Source organism: Planomicrobium stackebrandtii (assembly GCF_030814955.1).
In the GTDB taxonomy this organism is placed as follows: domain Bacteria; phylum Bacillota; class Bacilli; order Bacillales_A; family Planococcaceae; genus Planococcus; species Planococcus stackebrandtii.
In genome coordinates this window covers 1-20,679 of record NZ_JAUSWB010000007.1, presented here as the reverse complement: position 1 = coordinate 20,679, position 20,679 = coordinate 1, and the positions used below count along the sequence as shown (strand labels likewise).

The 20,679-nt window shown below is 45.9% G+C and carries 18 protein-coding genes, 1 tRNA gene and 1 riboswitch; all 19 genes read right to left on the bottom strand.

Annotated features, from left to right (window positions below; genetic code table 11):
- Nucleotides 1–301: 301 nt before the first annotated feature.
- Nucleotides 302–883, bottom strand: a complete 582-nt coding sequence (gene yihA / locus QOZ98_RS13500; protein ID WP_308787945.1) for a ribosome biogenesis GTP-binding protein YihA/YsxC — start codon at nucleotides 881–883, stop codon at nucleotides 302–304.
- Nucleotides 880–3,207, bottom strand: a complete 2,328-nt coding sequence (lon, locus tag QOZ98_RS13495) for an endopeptidase La (RefSeq protein WP_308787944.1) — start codon at nucleotides 3,205–3,207, stop codon at nucleotides 880–882. The genes yihA and lon overlap by 4 nt, the downstream gene beginning before the upstream one ends.
- A 427-nt stretch (nucleotides 3,208–3,634) precedes the next feature.
- A complete protein-coding gene (gene clpX / locus QOZ98_RS13490; RefSeq protein ID WP_142827690.1) occupies nucleotides 3,635–4,906 on the bottom strand; it encodes an ATP-dependent protease ATP-binding subunit ClpX in 1,272 nt (423 codons plus the stop codon).
- 174 nt (nucleotides 4,907–5,080) lie between these two features.
- Nucleotides 5,081–6,367 carry a trigger factor gene (gene tig, locus QOZ98_RS13485; protein ID WP_142827689.1) on the bottom strand — a complete coding sequence of 429 codons (1,287 nt, stop codon included), beginning with the start codon at nucleotides 6,365–6,367 and terminating at the stop codon, nucleotides 5,081–5,083.
- A gap of 102 nt (nucleotides 6,368–6,469) precedes the next feature.
- Nucleotides 6,470–7,447: a tetratricopeptide repeat protein gene (locus QOZ98_RS13480; RefSeq protein WP_308787943.1), complete on the bottom strand. Its 978-nt coding sequence runs from the start codon at nucleotides 7,445–7,447 to the stop codon at nucleotides 6,470–6,472.
- A gap of 88 nt (nucleotides 7,448–7,535) precedes the next feature.
- Nucleotides 7,536–7,835: a TIGR04104 family putative zinc finger protein gene (locus QOZ98_RS13475; RefSeq protein ID WP_308787942.1), complete on the bottom strand. Its 300-nt coding sequence runs from the start codon at nucleotides 7,833–7,835 to the stop codon at nucleotides 7,536–7,538.
- Between the two features lie 136 nt (nucleotides 7,836–7,971).
- Nucleotides 7,972–8,045 (bottom strand) — tRNA-Arg (locus tag QOZ98_RS13470).
- 143 nt (nucleotides 8,046–8,188) lie between these two features.
- Nucleotides 8,189–8,794 carry an XTP/dITP diphosphatase gene (locus tag QOZ98_RS13465; protein ID WP_308787941.1) on the bottom strand — a complete coding sequence of 202 codons (606 nt, stop codon included), beginning with the start codon at nucleotides 8,792–8,794 and terminating at the stop codon, nucleotides 8,189–8,191.
- On the bottom strand, nucleotides 8,791–9,540 hold the full coding sequence (gene rph / locus QOZ98_RS13460; protein ID WP_308787940.1) for a ribonuclease PH: 750 nt from the start codon (nucleotides 9,538–9,540) through the stop codon (nucleotides 8,791–8,793). Before rph ends, QOZ98_RS13465 begins: the two co-directional genes overlap by 4 nt.
- A 77-nt stretch (nucleotides 9,541–9,617) precedes the next feature.
- The gene (gene racE / locus QOZ98_RS13455) at nucleotides 9,618–10,421 is read right to left on the bottom strand and encodes a glutamate racemase (protein WP_308788165.1); all 804 of its coding nucleotides are present in this window, start codon (nucleotides 10,419–10,421) and stop codon (nucleotides 9,618–9,620) included.
- 16 nt (nucleotides 10,422–10,437) lie between these two features.
- Complete coding sequence (locus QOZ98_RS13450) at nucleotides 10,438–10,890, bottom strand: MarR family winged helix-turn-helix transcriptional regulator (RefSeq protein WP_142827684.1); 453 nt, start codon at nucleotides 10,888–10,890, stop codon at nucleotides 10,438–10,440.
- A 76-nt stretch (nucleotides 10,891–10,966) separates the two neighbouring features.
- A complete protein-coding gene (locus tag QOZ98_RS13445) occupies nucleotides 10,967–11,434 on the bottom strand; it encodes an acyl-CoA thioesterase (protein ID WP_308787939.1) in 468 nt (155 codons plus the stop codon).
- Nucleotides 11,435–11,760: 326 nt separating this feature from the next.
- A complete protein-coding gene (gene sdhB, locus QOZ98_RS13440; protein WP_142827682.1) occupies nucleotides 11,761–12,531 on the bottom strand; it encodes a succinate dehydrogenase iron-sulfur subunit in 771 nt (256 codons plus the stop codon).
- Nucleotides 12,532–12,553: 22 nt separating this feature from the next.
- The gene (gene sdhA, locus QOZ98_RS13435; RefSeq protein WP_308787938.1) at nucleotides 12,554–14,302 is read right to left on the bottom strand and encodes a succinate dehydrogenase flavoprotein subunit; all 1,749 of its coding nucleotides are present in this window, start codon (nucleotides 14,300–14,302) and stop codon (nucleotides 12,554–12,556) included.
- A gap of 45 nt (nucleotides 14,303–14,347) precedes the next feature.
- A complete protein-coding gene (locus QOZ98_RS13430) occupies nucleotides 14,348–14,959 on the bottom strand; it encodes a succinate dehydrogenase cytochrome b558 subunit (RefSeq protein WP_308787937.1) in 612 nt (203 codons plus the stop codon).
- A gap of 393 nt (nucleotides 14,960–15,352) precedes the next feature.
- Nucleotides 15,353–16,579: an aspartate kinase gene (locus QOZ98_RS13425; protein WP_308787936.1), complete on the bottom strand. Its 1,227-nt coding sequence runs from the start codon at nucleotides 16,577–16,579 to the stop codon at nucleotides 15,353–15,355.
- 139 nt (nucleotides 16,580–16,718) lie between these two features.
- A riboswitch (Lysine riboswitch) is annotated at nucleotides 16,719–16,893 on the bottom strand.
- Nucleotides 16,894–16,930: 37 nt separating this feature from the next.
- On the bottom strand, nucleotides 16,931–18,727 hold the full coding sequence (gene uvrC, locus QOZ98_RS13420; protein ID WP_308787935.1) for an excinuclease ABC subunit UvrC: 1,797 nt from the start codon (nucleotides 18,725–18,727) through the stop codon (nucleotides 16,931–16,933).
- A gap of 57 nt (nucleotides 18,728–18,784) precedes the next feature.
- The gene (trxA, locus tag QOZ98_RS13415; protein ID WP_142827677.1) at nucleotides 18,785–19,099 is read right to left on the bottom strand and encodes a thioredoxin; all 315 of its coding nucleotides are present in this window, start codon (nucleotides 19,097–19,099) and stop codon (nucleotides 18,785–18,787) included.
- Between the two features lie 281 nt (nucleotides 19,100–19,380).
- Entirely contained in the window at nucleotides 19,381–20,346 is a 966-nt protein-coding gene (locus tag QOZ98_RS13410; protein WP_308787934.1) for an electron transfer flavoprotein subunit alpha/FixB family protein, read from the bottom strand.
- Between the last annotated feature and the right edge of the window lie 333 nt (nucleotides 20,347–20,679).

Here is a 20,679-nt window from a genome sequence, read left to right as displayed (position 1 = left end):
TTCATTCTTCTAAAAATCATCACGTATTGAAACATTTAATATTTTTTCTGTAGAAGCCTTTTTATTTTTAAGAAATCACTTCATTAATTTATGATACTCACAAAGATATGGAGCAAACCAGCGAAGACTCCCGCGGGATTTTGGTGCAAGCCCGTGGAAGCTGGCACCGCGACGTCTTTGTAGCGCCTGCTGCATGACCCGCATCCTGCGGGCCCGACAGCTTAGCTGGTTTGCGGAATATCCTATCAAATACCAAATTTTTCATCAAAAAAGCGCAACCCGAAGGCTGCGCTTTAGTTTATTACATTCTGCTTTCGATTTCTTGCCATGCTTCGTCTTTGCCCAGTCCGGTTTCGGATGAGAAGACGATCAATGGATCGGATTTGTCCATGTCCAAAGTTGTGCGGACAATTTTCTTGTGCTTGTCCCATTTTCCTCTTGGAATTTTATCCGCTTTGGTCGCGATGATGATGCATGGAATTTCAAAATGTTTCATGAAATCATACATCGCGACATCGTCTTTGCTTGGCGGGTGGCGCAAATCGACGATCTGGATAACAGCGCGCAATGGCTCGCGGTCTGTGATATAGCGTTCGATCATCTTGCCCCATGCTTCGCGTTCGCTTTTTGATACTTTGGCATAACCGTATCCGGGAACGTCGACATAAAACAGCTTTTCTTCGATTTTATAGAAGTTCAAAGTCTGCGTCTTGCCGGGTTTGGATGAAATGCGGGCCATGCTTTTGCGGCCGATCATTTTGTTGATGAAAGACGACTTGCCGACGTTTGACCGTCCGGCTAAAGCGAATTCCGGCAGGCCGTCTTCCGGATACTGGTCCGGACGGACGGCGCTGATTACTAGTTCTACATTATTAACTTTCATTCATTTTCTCCTTCCAAGGCAATTTCCAATGCCTCGTCTGCTTGAGAGACCAGTTTAAAGGTCAGTTCTTCACGGATAGTTTCTGGGATATCTTCCAAATCCCGCTCGTTATCAAGCGGCAGGATGATGGTCTTCAAGCCGGCACGGTGAGCACTCAAGGTTTTCTCTTTGATTCCGCCGATTGGCAAGACACGTCCGCGGAGTGTAATTTCACCCGTCATGCCGACTTCACGGCGGATCGGGCGTTTGGTCAAAGCAGACACCAAGGCTGTTGCAATGGTGATACCTGCTGAAGGGCCGTCTTTTGGAACGGCGCCTTCTGGCACGTGGATGTGGATATCATGCGACTCATGGAAATTAGGGTCAATCCCAAGCGATTCGGCACGGGCACGGACAAACGACAAAGCGGTCTGTGCAGATTCCTTCATGACATCACCCAGTTTACCCGTCAATTGCAGTTTGCCTTTACCGGCTGACAGAGAAACTTCGATTTGAAGTGTATCTCCTCCGACTGTCGTGTAGGCAAGTCCGGTTGCGACACCTATCTGGTTTTCTGTTTCGGCCATGCCGTAACGGAATTTGCGTTTGCCTAAGTAAGATTCAACTTCCTCAGCCCCGACGGTGACCTGCTCTTTTTCTTTCGAAATAATCTGTTTAGTCACTTTTCGGCAAATAGAAGCGATTTGGCGTTCTAAGCCACGGACACCAGCTTCGCGCGTATAGTAGCGGACGATGTTGAGTAGCGCTTCGTCTTCAAACTGCAATTGCTCATCCGTCAATCCATGCTCTTTTAATTGCTTTGGTGCCAAATGGTTTTTGGCAATCATCTGTTTTTCAACTTCCGTATAACCGGCAATCGAAATGACTTCCATGCGGTCGCGCAATGGTCCGGGAATCGATCCCAAATCATTCGCTGTGGCAATGAAAAGCACATTAGACAGGTCATAAGTTTCTTCAACATAATGGTCGCTGAATGAATTATTTTGTTCCGGATCCAATACTTCCAGCATTGCAGAAGATGGATCGCCACGGAAATCATTCGACATCTTATCAATTTCATCCAATAGGAAAACTGGATTTACTGTTCCGGCTTTTTTCATCCCTTGAATGATCCGGCCTGGCATTGCACCGACATACGTACGGCGATGGCCGCGGATTTCCGATTCATCACGGACGCCGCCGAGGGACACGCGGACAAAGTTGCGGTCCAATGATTCCGCAATCGATTTTGCCAAAGACGTTTTACCAACACCCGGAGGCCCCACAAGACAAAGAATTGGTCCACGCAAGGAATTGGTCATCTGTTGGACAGCCAAATATTCCAGAACGCGTTCTTTGACGCTTTCCAATCCATCGTGGTCACGATCTAACACTTCTTCAGCGTATTTGATATCCAGACGGTCTTCTGTCGATTCTGACCATGGAATCGTTACAAGCCACTCGATATAGTTGCGAATAATGCCGCTTTCTGCAGCTGCAGAAGGCAGTTTTTCATAGCGATCTAGCTCTTTCAAAGCCACTTTCTCAGTGGATTCAGGCATTTTCGCATCTTCAATCCGCTTTTTCAAGTCGACCACTTCAGCTGATTTTCCGTCTTTGTCGCCAAGTTCGGTTTGAATCGCTTTCATCTGCTCGCGCAAATAAAACTCTTTTTGCGTTTGCTCCATCGCTTTTTTAACACGCAAGTTGATCCGTTTTTCCAGATCCACAACTTCCTGTTCGCTGTGCAGACGGGTGATCAGCAGTTCCAGGCGTTTGCTGATATCAAACATTTCCAGTACTTCCTGTTTGGCAGCCACTTTCATCGACAGATGGGAAGCCACCATATCCGCCAATCGGCCCGGCTCTTCAATGTCCGCTACCGTATTGTATGTTTCGGTAGTAACTTTTTTCGAGCTCTTGGCATAATTCTCAAAATGCTCCAGCAATAAACGCATCAGGGCATCCTGTTCAGCGTCTCTTTCTGTTTCATCTGGGAATGAAGTCACTTCAACAACCGTATAATTGTCAGCTTCTTCGTAATTCTTCATCTGTCCCCGTTCCAAACCTTCAACAAGTACACGGATTGTGCCGTTCGGCAGCTTCAACATCTGTTTGACGTATGCCAAGGTGCCGATTTTGTGAAGATCGTCTTTTTCAGGCTGCTCCGTGCTCATATCTTTTTGGGTCGCCAAAAAGACGATATTGTCTTCCAGCAATGCCTGTTCCAACGCAGCCACAGATCGTTCACGGCCGACATCTATATGCAGCACCATCGTCGGGAATACAAGAAGTCCTCGCAACGGCAATAATGGAACGCTTTTCGTTACTTTTTTCTTAGCCATGTGGGAAGTCACCTCCGGGAATTTTTACAACAAGAAATTTTTGGGTATGGATGTACTTTTCATTGTTCAGCTTCTGCTTTCCTAGTACTTGTCGGAGGCCCGCAGGATGCGGGTCAGCTAACCATTGCGACACGATGCCGCGCTTTTAGGTTAGCATCTGCTTTTGGCCGCTTCCGCTTTTCTCTTGTCCAGCTTCAGCGGCCAACTCCTCGGGATGTAAGCCACTCCGGCTGTGCGGCTGAAAAAACGCCGCTTCGCCGGATCGTCTTACACCTGTCGGAGCTGAACGGCCGCTTCCGCTTTTCTAACAAAAACGGACTGACTCAGACCGTGCGGATGCGCACGATCAGAGTCAGCCCGTATCATCCTTTTTGATTGGTTCATCTTTCACTCTGCGAGATTTTTCCGCAGGGTGAAGTTCCACTCATTATGCGGATGTTTTTTCGTTATTGTCTTTAACGTACTCTGAGCCGTCTTCTAAAATTAGTTTAGGCTGTACGCTATCAGCAACTGTTTCTTTTGTGATGACACATTCGACGATGTCTTCGCGTGAAGGCAGGTCAAACATTACTTCGAGCATAATGTTCTCGATAATTGAACGAAGTCCACGGGCACCGGTTTTGCGTTCAATTGCCAATTTCGCAATTTCGACAAGGGCACCAGGCTCGAATGTCAATTTAACGCCATCAAGCTCCATCATTTTCTGGTATTGCTTGATCAATGCATTTTTAGGTTCAGTCAAGATTTCAACCAACGCTTTTTCATCCAATTGCTCAAGGCTTGCCAATACAGGCAAACGGCCGATGAACTCTGGAATTAATCCAAATTTCAAAAGATCTTCAGGAATCAATTGGCTAAGCAATGATTTCTCATCCAACTCTTCTTTGTTCGGATCTGCACCAAAACCGATGATCTTGTTGCCGAGACGGCGTTTGATGATTTGGTCCACTCCGTCAAAGGCACCGCCTACGATAAACAATACGTTCGTCGTATCGATTTGGATGAATTCCTGGTGAGGATGCTTGCGTCCGCCCTGAGGTGGTACGCTGGCAGTTGTGCCTTCCAAAATTTTAAGGAGGGCCTGCTGTACGCCTTCACCGGAAACATCGCGCGTAATCGATGGATTCTCGGATTTACGGGCCACTTTATCGATTTCATCGATATAGATAATGCCTTTTTCTGCACGTTCCACATCATAATCTGCAGCTTGGATCAGCTTCAACAAGATGTTTTCAACGTCTTCACCGACATAACCGGCTTCCGTCAACGATGTAGCGTCCGCAATAGCAAATGGTACGTTCAGAATACGGGCCAAGGTTTGTGCGAGCAAAGTTTTCCCGCTTCCTGTTGGTCCGATCAATACAATATTGGATTTCGACAACTCAACATCGTCAATCTTGCTGTTGGAGTTGACGCGTTTATAGTGATTGTATACTGCTACAGCCAGAGATTTCTTCGCTTTTTCCTGACCGATAACATAGCCGTTCAGAATGTCCAGAATTTCTTTTGGCTTAGGCACTTCTTTGAATTCTACTTCTTCGTCCGTACCAAGCTCTTCTTCTACGATTTCCGTACAAAGCTCAATACATTCGTCACAAATATAAACACCTGGTCCTGCGACCAGTTTACGAACCTGCTCTTGTGGTTTGCCACAGAATGAGCATTTTAAATGCTCTTTTTCGTCATTGAATTTGAACAATGTATTCACCCCTATTCAAGCCATTATCTTACAAGATTATCGTAATTCTAGCAACTAATTAGATTCACCGTCAATTCTTTGGCAGCGGACATGTGCATTCAGTGTTCTATGTAGTGGAAAACAAGGTGCGTCTCCGCACCTTGTTTCGCCTATTACTTATATGTTGCTTATGTGTTATTCAGAGATTTTAGCGTTGTCCACCAGGAACTCAACTGTGTTCTGCATACGGATATCGTTTTCAAGCATTTCAGTTCCACCTAGAGCTGTTTTGATCTGTTCAATGTCCATGTTGAATTGACCAGCCATTTTTTCAAGCTCTTTGTCGATGTCTTCTGAAGTCACTTGCATGTTTTCAGCTTCAGCAATTGCTTCAAGCGTCAATGAAACGCGTACGCGTGTTTCAGCATCGCCGTGCATTTGCTCGCGAAGTGCAGCTTCGTCCTGGCCAGAGAATTGGAAGTACAATTCAAGGTTCATGCCTTGCTGAGTCAAACGTTGTTCGAAATCGCTCATCATACGGTCCATTTCTGTGTGGATCATTGCATGAGGAATTTCGATTGTTGCGTTTTCAGCAGCTTTTTGAACTAACTCGTCGCGCAATGTTGCATCAGCAGCAGATTTCTTCTCAGCAATCAGGCTGTCTTTCATTTTTGTGCGAAGAGCATCCAAGCTTTCAACTTCAGGGTCGATTTCTTTAGCCAACTCGTCGTTTAGCTCTGGAAGTTCCTTGCCTTTAACTTCGCTTACTTTCACTTTGAACGTTGCAGCTTTTCCTGCTAGTTCAGCAGCGTGGTATTCTTCTGGGAAAGTGACTTCAACGTCTTTCTCTTCTCCAGATTTTACGCCTACCAATTGCTCTTCGAATCCTGGGATAAATGAGTTTGAACCGATTTCAAGGGAATAATCATTTCCTTGTCCGCCTTCAAATGCTTCTCCATCTACAAATCCTTCAAAATCGATAACAGCTGTATCGCCTTCAACGATTGCTTCGTCTTCTTTAACAGTCAACTCAGCCAAACGCTCCTGGTTTTCTTTCAACTGATTTTCGATATCTTCGTCAGATACTTCAGTATCAGGTTTTGATGCTTCAAGTCCTTTGTATTCGCCAAGCTGGACTTCAGGTTTTACAATTACTTTCGCTGTAAACACAAGCGGCTGGTTTTTTTCGATAGTTTCGATATCGATTTCAGGACGGTCAACCGGGTTGATGCCTGCTTCTTCAACTGCATTCGCGTAAGCGTCCGGCAAGATGAAATCCAAAGCGTCCTGGTAAAGTGATTCTACGCCAAAACGTTTTTCGAACATTTGACGCGGCATTTTCCCTTTACGGAAACCTGGTACGTTGATTTCTTTTACAACTTTCTTAAACGCTTTATCAAGACCGGCGTTTACTTCTTCTGCAGGAACTTCAATTGTAAGAATCCCTGTGTTACCTTCTTGTTTTTCCCATTTTGCTGACATTATATAAGCCCTCCAAACATTTTCTAAAAAGTCATTTTACGTTTTATACGATTTTTGACAACTTCAATATTATAGCACACATAGAGTCAGGTTCAACTATTTCTACCCATTCCGCATTTCAAACCACAGTTCTGCCTGCTGAATCAGCTCCAGAAGCTTTTCATTCTCATCAAAAGACGTCATTCCGCTAAACAAGCCTTCGGTATAATCCATATATGCCTGCGCCACTTCCGCTTCATCATAATCATCCCAGATGAATGGGTAGAGGAGGTAAATATGGCGTTCAAACAATTCTTTCACAAGTTCCAGACGCGTTGGATCTTTCGCCAAATCATCTTCCATTATGGCCGTTATCTTTCGGATCCGGTCATTATTAATCGGGTCTGGCAAATTGTTTATGTTAAATGTGCCTTTGTAATGGAACTTTTGGACAGTCACTTCTGCGTCGATCTTTTCCTGATATAGCATAAATAATATGTATGTTTTCGTTAACAGATCCGCATCTGGATGCTCAATAATTGCCAACAGCCGCTTTTTCAGCGCCTGATAGGAAGTTGTCGGCAAATCCAGAATCAGCTGTTCCTGCTCTGAAGGGGGCAATGCCAAAAATGAATCAATCGCATAGAGCGAGGCATCTACTTTCTCCGAAGCGTTCGCGGCAATCCGCTCGTTCAAGTCACGCAATTGCTGGAACTGCTCAAGCCGCTCTTCCGGCAGGATTTTTTCTTCTATCAAAAGCTCGATCATCTTTTCCGCTTCTTCAAATTCACGTACTTGCATCAAAATGCTTATGTATAGCTCCATCGTCTCCAAATAATGGATCGGACCAATCTTTAATAGCTCCCTGCAGACTTCCAGGGCTTCTTCAAATTCTCCCAGTTCATACAGACAATACGTATAGCCGCCTAAAGCTGCTGCGTGTTCAGGTTCATAAGTCAGCACCTGATACAGGTTGTCCCGGGCATCTTCATACTTTTCTTCTTTTAAAAAAGTCATGCCTTCTGCGAGCAAGCGGTTCACTGTCGTTGGAAAAACGATCACATTCCCCATGCGCTTTAACTCCCGGTATTTCTTTCGCATCCTGCCACCTCATTTTGTGTTTCGTAATCATAGTATATTCCCTTTTGCCCGAAAATAAAAACCTTATCGCAGAGCACATAAACGGCAGCTACCACAAAGGTTTCTGTTCGTTGCTCAGCTCCATCATTTTAGGTATTAAGGACAAGGCTACAGCAAAGAGTATTAGTATCATGCTGATCGAATAAACCAAGGACAAATCAAAAATTGCGGCAAACGGCAACGGCAATAACACCAGCCAGTTGATGAGGGTCATGCGCTTCCGTGATTTTGGCGTTGCGTATTGATTGCTTTGGCAACGCGGGCAGGTCATCGCCCCACTGAACTTCCACGATGCCTTGATTGATTCTTTCCAGGTCCATTCGGTTTCACAAGTTTTGCATGTCGGCATATAAACGCCTCCTTGTTATATAGTACGTAATGCAGGAGGAATGGTTTCAGTGTTTAGTGATTAACACAAAGAAACCTCCCCGCCGTTCCATTGAACGATGAGGAGGTTTCTTTGAAAATTATGTACATCTCTATAATGTCCCAGGAGGGATTCGAACCCCCGACCGACGCCTTAGAAGGGCGTTGCTCTATCCAGCTGAGCTACTGAGACCAAAGCTTTCTTGAAGTCCAGACAGTGGCGTCTGCTGTTGCGGACGGCTTCGCTTTTCTTACGAAAGACAATTTTAATTATAGAAATGATTTGAAGAAAAGTCAATGCTATTTTAAAAAAACATTAGAAATAATTGATGGCGTTTATTTATCTTCGTTCAGCCACGCAGGCATGCTGTCATTGAGCTTGCGCAATGCGTTGCCACGATGGGAAATTTCGGCTTTCTCATTAGGCTGCAGTTCAGCCATCGCTTTATCCTGAGCTGGCACGAAAAAGATCGGGTCGTAGCCAAAACCATTATCGCCCCGACGTTCGTGGAGAATCGTGCCTTCACATGAACCTGAGAAGGTTTCGGTCTGCTGTCCTGGTGCAGCAACAGCCAAGACGCATCTAAAACGGGCTGTACGCTCGCTGTCCGGCACGCCGTCCAACTTCTCCAGCACTTTATCAATATTGGCGTCATCGCTCTTAGCGCCCCCAGCATAACGCGCTGAGTAGACACCCGGCTCGCCGTTTAAAGCATCAATCTCCAAACCGCTGTCGTCTGAGATCACCGGAATGCCGAGCGCTTGTGAAACCGCTTCGGCTTTTAGAATGGCGTTCTCTTCAAACGTCACGCCTGTTTCTTCCACATCCATGTCCTGTGCGACGTCAATCAGCGTCAGCACTTGGTAGCCAAGTGGAGACAGCATCGTTTCAAAATCTTTGGCTTTGCCTTTGTTTTGCGTTGCGATTACTATTCTTTTCATAGTTCTGCTGGCACCTTTTCACCGATGCGTCCAGCTAGTTCGCCTAACGCTTCCCGCTGAATAGCAATCAGCTGGCTGATTCCCGCTTCTCCAAGGTCCATCAATTCGTTTAGCTGAGCACGAGTGAAAGTAGATTCTTCCCCTGTTCCCTGCAGCTCGACAAAATTTCCGGCGCCAGTCATGACGAGGTTCATATCCACTTCTGCACTTGAATCCTCCACATAGTTCAAATCAAGGATCGAGCCGTTTTCTGCCGTGACCCCGACACTTGTTGCGGCAAGAAAATCTGTTACCGGGAATGCTGGCAGCTCCAACTTGCCGATAGCCATCGTCATGGCGATAAATGCACCTGTGATCGACGCTGTACGTGTTCCGCCATCTGCCTGGATAACGTCGCAATCAATCCAAAGCGTACGTTCTCCAAGCTTCTCAAGGTCCACAACGGCACGCAATGCACGGCCGATCAGACGCTGGATCTCCATTGTGCGTCCACCGATTTTGCCGGCTGAAGCTTCGCGGCGGTTCCGGCTGTTGGTAGCGCGTGGAAGCATGGAATATTCTGCCGTAATCCAGCCTTTGCCCTGGCCGCGCAGGAATCCAGGAACTCTGTCTTCAATCGTTGCAGTACAAATAACTTTTGTCTGCCCCACTGTGATCAATACCGAGCCTTCCGGATGAATCAAGTAATCTACGTCCACTGTTACCGGACGCAGTTCGTTCGTTTGTCTATTATCTATGCGTGTCATAAAAATCCTCCTCGTATATGCTCAAATAGCTTACCATATTTCACTGGCAACGACAAAAACCTGACGGCTGAGAGCCATCAGGTTTTGTGGAATCGTATCGAATGGATGATCGGTTCATCGATCCCCAGCCACTTATGGATGATCGAGCTGAATATTTGCGTAGATCCCGATGTATAGAAATGATGCACCGGCGGCTGGCTCCAATTTGCGAACTGCTTTTTGTAATTCAAGTAACGTTCGACATCTTTTGCCGTTTCTTCAGCCGACGACAGCACATGCACCGTGTCGCCAAGCACTTCTTCAATAAAGCCTTGGAGCAACGGGTAATGCGTGCAGCCCAAAATCGCCGTGTCGAACTCTTCGTAGGCAATCGATGCCAATGTATCCTGAACGATGCGGTGAGCAAACTCGCCTTCGTACTCGTCACTTTCTACTAAAGGGACAAACCGCGGGCACGCCAGCTGTACGACATTTGCAGAAGAAACCAGCGACAGGATTGCTTTTTCGTAGGCACCGCTCTTCACCGTTCCCAAAGTACCCAAAACGGCGATTTTTTTAGTTGTTGAAGATTTGATGGCAGCGCGCGCTCCCGGGAAAATAACCCCGATCACAGGGATCGGAAGGTTTTTCTGCAGGGAGTACAGCGCGGCTGCGGTTGCTGTGTTGCAGGCGATGACCAGCATTTTAATATTCTTTTTCATCAGTGCATTGGCCATTTGCCACGTATAGGTCCGTACTTCCGAAAGCGGTCGCGGGCCGTAAGGGCATCTGGCATTATCACCGATATAATAAATTTGCTCGTTCGGCAATAATTTCATTATTTCTTTTGCGACGGTAAGTCCACCGACTCCTGAATCAATTACTCCGATTGGCGCATTCAACGTCATCGCCTCTATCCTATTTCATGTTTTTGTGCAATTTCTCAAGCAAAGCCGCAAATTGCTCGGCTTCGTCCAAAGTGAAATCTGCTAGTACGGTTTCTAAGTATTCCTGGCGCTTCTGGATCACTTCTTCAATAACGCGTTCGCCTTCTTTTAACAATTTGATCCGGACAACCCGGCGATCCTGTTCTTCACGGATGCGAACGACCAGCTCATTTTTCTCCATGCGGTCAACCAAATCGGTTGTGGTGCTGAACGCCAAATACATTTTGTTCGACAAATCGCCGATGGTCATGTCTCCATGCTCAAACAGCCATTGCAGCGCAACGAATTGAGGCGGTGTAATTGTATACGAATTTAAAATTTCCCGGCCTTTTTGCTTGATGATTCCGGAAATATAGCGCAATTCCTTTTCCATAAAAGCTATGCGTTCTAAATCATGGCTGATGCCTTGCTTGTCATCATTCATTAATAGTTACCACTCCTTGAAAAAACCTATCTTATACCTATAGTGAAGGTTTTTTATTGATATAGCAAGAACTGCCTTATTTTTTTGCAATTGCCAATTGCCCTGAGCGGAGCAATTCGATGTCCCCATCTGTCCACGGATGGCCTTTTCCGGTCTTTTTTGAAATCTGGACAATTGCCCCTCTGCCGGTAAAGCAGGTCTCGCCTTTTTCGTTGACTGTCCAATAATGGACATCGACAGAAGAAGTTCCAACGCGTGCGATTTTGACATGAACATCCAACTTTTCATCGAAAAACACCTGCTGGACAAAATCCACCTGCATATCCGCCACCACCGGAAAAAGCTCATTGCCCGCTTCTAGCCAGCGCTGCATCAATCCCATTTCTTTCATGAACTCGATCCGTGCAAATTCAAAGTAGGCAATAGGCACCGTGTTGTTTACATGGCCGAACATATCGGTTTCAGAAAACCGCACTTGAACCGGGGCAGAAAAGAAAAAGTCCTGCTTCCACTCTTCAAAATCATCAATATAATTCGCTTTCATAGGAAACCTCCGATTAAATAACTTTATAAGGGGAACAAAAGAATCCTCTTTGGGCTAGGCAGCGCTAAGGATGATAAAAAACATAAGATTTTTTGCATATTACAACGTGCTAAAACAATGGTTTCCTATCCGATAGCTGCATGGCCTTTAGAAGAAAGATCAACAAGCGTCCGCCTGGAGCAATTTCTTCTATAGTCCAACCCATTTAAATCAAACTCATTAATCTATTTCATTTTCTTAGTATATCAAAAACTCCAGTAAAGAGCAGGCATTTTCTAACGCGGGCAAAATAAAAAACCCCGCCGCAGCGGGGTTTCCAGTAAATGCTAGTCAACCATTCTGTCGCTTCCGAAGAAGTTCCGGAACATTTGAACAGTTGTATCGCGGTTCAACGCTGCGATCGAAGTTGTCAAAGGAATTCCTTTTGGACAAGATTCCACGCAGTTTTGAGAGTTGCCGCAGCTTGCCAGTCCGCCTTCGCCCATGATCGCGTTCAAGCGTGCGTCGCGGTTCATGGCACCCGTTGGATGAGCGTTCATCAAACGAACTTGCGAAAGTGGTGCAGCTCCGATGAAATCGGATTTATCATTAACGTTCGGGCATGCTTCAAGACATACGCCGCACGTCATACATTTAGATAGTTCGTATGCCCATTGGCGCTTGCGCTCAGGCATACGCGGCCCATCTCCAAGGTCATGCGTACCATCAATTGGCACCCATGCTTTAACTTTCTTCAACGAATCGAACATCCGGCTGCGGTCAATGACAAGGTCACGGACAACAGGGAATGTTTTCATCGGCTGAAGACGGATCGGCTGTTCTAATTGATCCACCAAAGCAGTACACGATTGACGCGCTTTGCCGTTGATGATCATCGAACAAGCTCCACAAACCTCTTCCAGGCAGTTCATGTCCCAGTTTACAGGAGTGGTTTTTTTCCCTTCAATATTGACAGGGTTACGACGAATTTCCATCAATGCCGAAATGACATTCATGTTCATCACATATGGCAACTCGAACTTTTCCCAATACGAATCTTCATCCGTAGAGTTTCTGCGTTCGATTTCAAATATAACCGTTTTTGCTGCTTCACCCATGGTAAATTAGCTCCCTTCTATATCATGCTTTTGCAGAATAATCACGTTTACGCGGTGGAATCAACGAAGTATCGACTTCTTCATAATGGAAGATAGGTGCATCAAAGCCATTAAATTTCGCCATCGTTGTTTTGAGGTATTCCTCGTCGTTACGTTCCGGGAAATCCGGTTTGTAATGAGCTCCGCGGCTTTCGTTCCGGTTGAGTGCCCCGATAGTGATCACTCGTGCTAAATGTAGCATATTTCGCAATTGACGTGTGAACATTGCGCCTTGATTGCTCCAAAGCTGTGTATCAGTGATGCTGATATGGTTGAATCGCTCAAGCAGTTCCTGGATTTTTTCATCCGTCTTCTGCAGGCGATCGTTATAGCGTACGACTGTTACATTGTCCGTCATCCATTCGCCCAATTCTTTGTGAAGAACATAAGCGTTTTCCGTGCCGTCCAATGCCAGAATTTCTTCCCAAACGCGTTGTTCTTTCGCTTCATGTGCATCGTAAATCGTCGAAGGAAGATCTTCCGCCAAGACATCAAGGCCTTTTACGTATTCTAGAGCGTTTGGTCCTGCGACCATTCCGCCGTAAATCGCTGAAAGCAATGAGTTCGCCCCAAGACGGTTACCGCCGTGCTGAGAATAATCGCATTCGCCTGCTGCCAAGACACCAGGGATGCTGGTCATCTGATAGTCATCGACCCATAATCCACCCATAGAATAATGGACAGCCGGGAAGATTTTCATCGGTACTTTACGAGGGTCATCACCTGTGAATTTCTCGTAAATCTCGATGATTCCACCAAGTTTGATGTCAAGCTCTTTTGGATCTTTGTGGGAAAGGTCCAAGTAGACCATGTTCTCGCCATTGATGCCGAGCTTCTGGTTGACGCAGACGTCGAAGATTTCACGTGTTGCGATATCACGCGGAACCAAGTTGCCGTATGCCGGATACTTTTCTTCAAGGAAATACCAAGGCTTGCCGTCTTTGTAAGTCCAAATACGTCCGCCTTCTCCACGAGCCGATTCTGACATTAAGCGCAGTTTGTCGTCTCCCGGAATCGCTGTCGGGTGAATTTGGATAAATTCGCCGTTCGCGTAGTAAGCACCTTGCTGATAGACGATCGAAGCCGCTGAACCTGTGTTGATGACAGAGTTCGTCGATTTCCCGAAAATGATTCCCGGTCCGCCGGTTGCCATGATTACAGCATCCGCACGGAACGATTTGATTTCCATAGTCGTCATGTTTTGAGCTGTGATTCCTTTGCCGACGCCCTGCTCGTCAAGAACAAGACCAAGGAATTCCCAGCCTTCGTATTTGGTGATCAGTCCGCTTACTTCGTAGCGGCGGACCTGCTCGTCCAATGCATACAATAATTGCTGGCCAGTTGTAGCACCCGCAAATGCTGTTCTATGGTACATTGTTCCGCCGAAACGACGGAAATCCAAAAGGCCTTCCGGCGTACGGTTAAACATAACGCCCATGCGGTCGAACATGCGGATAATCCCTGGTGCTGCGTCTGCCATTGCTTTTACAGGACGCTGGTTTGCCAGGAAGTCGCCTCCGTAAACAGTATCGTCAAAGTGAATATCAGGAGAATCCCCTTCACCTTTTGTATTAACTGCTCCGTTGATCCCGCCTTGCGCACATACTGAGTGGGACCGTTTAACGGGCACGATTGAGAATAAATCGGCGGGAGAACCTGCCTCTGCAACTTTAATTGCTGCCATCAAGCCGGCTAGGCCACCACCGACGATAGAAATTTTGCCCTTCGCCATGTTAGTATTCACTCCTCTTTTAGTTCACCAATGATTGAGCCATTCTTATACGAATGCAAACAATGCTCTCATACCAATAATCGATAGTACAATAAATACTAGAAGCGTGAAATAAGTTGCATTTCTTTGCGCTGCTTCGGACTGTGTAATTCCCCATGTAACCAGGAATGACCAAATTCCGTTCGCAAAGTGGAAAACTGCGGCTAATACACCAACGATGTAGAATGCCAGCATAAATGGATTGTCCAGAATGTTCGCCATCATATTGAAATCGGCTTCATCTGCTCCGATTGCAACTTGGAATCTTGTTTCAAAGACGTGCCAAGCGATAAAGACTACCAGGAATACTCCTGTATAGCGCTGTGCAACAAACAACATATTGCGCAAATAGCTATAATGCCCAGGGTTGTTCTTCGAAGTAAACGCTATGTATAACCCGTAGAACGCGTGATACATGAGCGGCAAGTAGATGACAAAAATCTCCAGGAAAATAACGAATGGAAGATTAGCCATAAAGTGAGAGGCTGTGTTGAATGACTCTACCCCTTGCGTAGCAAAATGGTTGATGATTAAGTGCTGCGTTAAGAATAACCCGATAGGAATAATCCCCAACAATGAGTGCAGCCTGCGCATTAAAAATTCACGATTGTTATCCAAAATTTTACCCCCCTCAAAACATTGATTGGCAGCGTCCAGGGCAGACAGTATATTACGAAAGCACCTAAAGCCGCACACCATCATGATACAATAATATGACATATTTATTGTACTCCCCCCCTTTAGGAGCGTCAAGGCAACGAAGTTCTTTCAAACAGATAGTTAACAAGCATTTAAAGGGCATTAGACATGCTTTCAACAATAAACCGCATTAGAATGTAACCGTTTTAATGGAATTCCGCAAAAAAGCGATTCTCTAATTGAGAATCGCTTTTTTGCTGTATTCTACCTTATTCCACTGCTATCAGTATTATTGCAATATTGCCATTGAGAATTTGAACATTTTGTGAATATTTTCACGAACAGTTATTTCAGGAGTAAAACGGCTCTTTCCTATTTCACTTCTACCTCAGACAATTCGTATGCCTCGTGCAGCGCATTTGCCGATTTTTTCATATCCACTTCCGGCACAACCACTGAAATTTTAATTTCAGACGTGCTGACCATCTTCACCGGAATTTCTTTGCTTCTTAAAATATCGAACATCCGCGCGGCTACACCTGGATTTGAAACCATTCCAGAGCCGACGATCGATACTTTAGACAAGCCCACTTCAATATTCAGTGACAAGAAGCCAATTTCTTCTTTTGCACTAGTCAGGACTCGCTGTGTTTCTTCCAGGCTTTCCTGGCTGATGGAAAATGAAACAGATGGCGGAAGTTCCTCGCTGATGCTTTGGACGATAATGTCCACATCGATTTGATTTTCGGCAAGCTTCGTAAATATATTTGCCAGGGATCCATTAAACGGTTTTTTGTAGGTCACCGTTACCCTGGCGATTCCCGGTTCAAATGCAACGCCTCTGACGATTAAGTTTTTCTCCACAGTGATCACCTCTTGTATGATAGTGCCAGGCTCATCTGAATAACTCGCTCTGACGGATAATGGAACCTGGTTGTTTTTTGCAAACTCGACTGCCCTTGGGTGCAGAACGCCTGCACCCAGATTGGCAAGCTCCAGCATTTCATCATATGAAATCTGTTCCAGTTTGCGTGCGCCTGAGACATAGCGGGGATCAGATGTATAGACGCCGTTGACATCTGTATAGATTTCACATTTCTCAGCTTTTAATGCTGCTGCAAGTGCCACAGCTGTTGTATCAGATCCACCTCGGCCGAGCGTTGTGATGTTGCCAATTTTGTCGACTCCCTGAAAACCGGCGACAACACAAAAATAGCCGTTTTCCAGTACACGTTCCAGACGCTCTGTATGGATCCGTTCAATACGGGCGTTGCGCGGAACAGATTCAGTTTCGATTCCCGCCTGCCAGCCGGTGAAAGACAGTGCTTCGTGCCCTAACTTTTTAAATGCCATTGCCAATAAGGAAATGGTAACTTGCTCGCCGGTAGCAAGCAGCATATCCATTTCACGTTTTGGCGGCTCAGCAGAAATTTCCCCGGCCAGCCCAAGCAACGTGTCAGTCGTTTTTCCCATTGCTGAAACGACAATGACAACGCGTTTCCCTTTTTCTTTTTCACGAATGGCCCGTTCGGCCACTCCAATAATTTTTTCTGGAGTCGCAACTGACGTCCCTCCAAATTTCATGACGATCGTTTCCATTCCATTCACTCCCACATTTAGTATGTGGCCCTCAAAATGGCTGGCAATGAGCCTATAGAGCAGCAGTGCCAGACATAAAAAGAGGCAGCTCACCGCAACCGCGGCAAACTACCTCTTTTATCATGCACGAAAAACGTCCATGTGAGATAGCCCTCCAGAGATTGACTCTGACAGCTCTGCACTTCTTAAATGCAGAACCAGCATGCGCAACAGCAGTTGTACGCACACTTCGGCGACCGCCCCTTTCACCATTCATCTCAGATTCTGCAAATCTCCGAATGCTTACTATTGACGTTCGCGCCTCTATCATCACTTTTCCAAGTGATTCAAATATTCTTTTACGATAACACGTTATGTTTCGCTTGGCAACGTGTCCTCTGCAAAATGCTGCTCAATCGATAAAGCGAGCGCTTCTGGCATACCCGCCTGCTTTATCTCTTCCACAGAAGCTTCTTTGATTTTTTTGACCGAGCCGAAATGTTTCAGCAGCTGCTGTTTGCGTTTCGGTCCGACTCCTTCAAGGCCGTCAAGCGCCGACTGGATCGAGTTCTTGCCGCGCAATTGACGGTGGAAGGTGATGACAAAACGGTGGACCTCGTCCTGTATGCGCTGCATCAAGTAAAAGGCTTCGCTGGTCCGCTTGAGCGGCACAACTTCAACCGGATTGCCATATAATAATTGTGAGGTCTGATGCTTATCGTCTTTCGCAAGGCCGGCAATTGGAATCGACAGGCCAAGCTCGTCTTCCAAAATCTCGCGTGCCGACGACATCTGCCCTTTGCCCCCGTCAATTACGATAAGATCAGGCAGCGGCAGACCGTCTTTCAAAACACGCGAATAGCGCCGGCGAATAACTTCCCGCATCGCCGCGTAATCATCGGGTTTTGAAGCATTCCGCGTTTTGTACTTGCGATAATCCTTTTTAGATGGTTTGCCGTCAATGAATGTAATCATCGCAGACACTGCATCAGCTCCTTGAATATGGGAGTTGTCGAATGCTTCGATGCGCAGCGGCGTCTGGATATTCATCGCATCGCCAAGTTCCTGGCAGGCGCCGATTGTTCGCTCTTCTTGGCGCTCCAGCAGCTGGAATTTTTCCTTGATGGCAATTTCGGCGTTTTTCTTCGCCAGCGCCACTAAGTCTTTTTTCTTTCCGCGCTGCGGTACCAGCACCCGTACACCGAGCCATTCTTTCAGCATTTCAGGATCGTCCGCTTCCGGCACTAGGATTTCGTTCGGTTTGACGTGATTGGGCTTTTCGTAAAACTGTCCAAGATAAGTCAAAAATTCTTCTTCCGGATCCCGGTACAACGGGAACAATGAAACGTCTCGTTCAATCAGTTTGCCTTGTCGTACAAAAAAGACCTGTACACACATCCAGCCTTTGTCAACGGCATAGCCGAAGACATCGCGATTGGTAAAATCGTTCATCGCCATTTTCTGCTTTTCCATAACGGTTTCGATCATGGAAATTTGGTCGCGGTATTCTTTTGCCCGCTCAAATTCCAGATTTTCTGCCGCTTCGGACATCTTCGTCACCAACTCATGCTTAACTTCACGAAATCCGCCATTCAAAAACTTGCTGATGCCGTCGATCAGTTCCTGATAGGTCTCTTTTTCGACCGGTTTGACGCAAGGCGCCAGACATTGCCCCAAATGATAGTACAGGCAAACCCGATCTGGCATCGTATGGCATTTCCGCAATGGATACAGGCGGTCCAGCAGTTTTTTTGTTTCTGCTGCAGCGTACGCATTGGGATAAGGGCCAAAATACTTTCCTTTGTCTTTTTTGACCTGACGGGTCGTAATCAGCTTTGGATGGCGCTCTCCCGTAATCTTCAAGTATGGATAGCTTTTATCGTCTTTGAGCATGATGTTGTATTTGGGATCGTATTTTTTGATCAAGTTCAATTCGAGAATGAGTGCTTCTTTGTCGGAAGATGTGACAATATACTCGAAATCCTCGATTTCATTGACCAAACGCTGTGTTTTGGTATCGTGGCTGCCTGTGAAATAGGAGCGCACGCGATTTTTTAAAACTTTTGCCTTCCCGACATAAATAATCGTATTTTGGCGGTCTTTCATTAAATAACAGCCTGGCTGATCAGGCAGTATCGCTAATTTATGCTGAATCAATTCATTTGCCATTTTATCTCACCCTATTAAAAAACCGGGCACCATCACTGGACCCGGTTTAAGAATTAATTATGCGTGTTTTTCAACCATTTCAGCTAATGCTTCTTTTGGTCTGAATCCAACTACTTTATCGACAGTCTCTCCGTCTTTCAGCAATAGCAAAGTCGGAATGGACATGATGCCGTAATTTCCAGCTGTTTCCTGGTTTTGATCCACATCAACTTTTACGATTTTAACTTTATCGCTCATTTCAGCGTCCAATTCTTCAAGCACTGGAGCGATCATTTTACATGGTCCGCACCAAGTTGCCCAAAAATCTACTAAAACTAGCCCTTCTGATACTTCTTGTGAAAAGTTCTGATCTGTACCGTGTACGATTGCCATGAATAATTCCTCCTTATGATTAAACCAAACTATATACAGAGTATAGCATGCGTTAAAAACACTAGCTATTTTTTTGCCTACTCTTCCAATACCCGGCAAATAGTGGTGTTAAACGAGAAAAAGTTAGCCTTGCTTTCTGTTCCAGCTGACGATTTCATTGCAAGCAACACATTATTAGAAAAACATACTAAAAATCACAAATGAAAAACAGGTGAAGAAAAATGGTTAATTTTTCTTCACCTGTTTAGACTTTAAAACTTATCAATCTGCCAACCAGCAGATTACATTACTTTTTTGAATTCTTCTGTCAGCATCGGGATGACTTCGAACAAGTCTCCGACAATTCCGTAATCTGCTACTTTGAAGATGTTTGCTTCTGGATCTTTGTTGATGGCAACAATAACTTTAGAGTTGGACATACCGGCCATGTGTTGGATTGCGCCAGAAATACCAGCTGCGATATACAAATCAGGTGTTACCACTTTCCCTGTCTGTCCAATTTGAAGAGAGTAATCGCAATAATCCGCGTCGCAAGCTCCGCGTGAAGCGCCAACAGCCCCGCCAAGAAGATTAGCTAATTCCTGCAGTGGCTCAAATCCTTCAGCACTCTTGACGCCACGGCCTCCAGCAATGATTACTTTCGCTTCAGAAAGATCGACGCCTTCTGTTGATTTGCGAACAACGTTTTTAATGATTGTACGCAGGTTCGTGATATCAACAGATAACGAAGTGACTTCGCCAGAGCGTTCCTGTCTTTCAAGCGGAGCGATATTGTTCGAACGCACTGTGATAAAATCGATTCCTTCTTTTAACTTCACTTTTTCAAACGCTTTACCTGAGAAGATTGGGCGGATGAATACTGCATCATCGCCTTCGCCTTCAATATCCGTTACATCCGAAATTAATCCGGCCTGCAATTTAGAAGCGATTTTCGGTGCCAAGTCTTTGCCGACTGCCGTATGGCCAAAGACAAGTCCTTCCGGGTTTTCCTGTTCAACAACTGCCATAAATGCCTGGCCGTATCCGTCAGACGTATATGACTTCAGGTGTGGATGTTCTACTGTTATAACACGGTCTGCGCCGTAAGCTACCAATTCAGCTCCGAAGTCAGCAACCGAATCGCCGATCAAGACACCAATTACTTCTCCGCCGCCAGAAATCTTCTTCGCAGCTGCAATTGCTTCAAATGAGACATTACGCAAAGACCCTTCGCGCGTTTCTCCCAAAACTAATACTTTTTTCGCCATGGTCTGTTTACCCCCTAAGTAGATGTGTAAAATATATGGAATGTTTATTTGCCGGTATTTAAATGGAAGGAGCCACCTCTTCAGACACTGTGCCTGTCAGAGTTGAACGGGCGCCTTCGCTTTTCTTTGTCCAGACTCCAGCGCCTAGCTCTTCGGGTCATAAGCCAACCCAGCTGTGTGGCAAAGAGCGCCACTTCGCTGGTTCGTCTTATGCCTTTCAGAGCTGAACAGGCACTTCCGCTTTTCTTTGTCCAGACTCCAGCGCCTAGCTCTTCGGGTCATAAGCCAACCCAGCTGTGTGGCAAAGAGCGCCACTTCGCTGGTTCGTCTTAT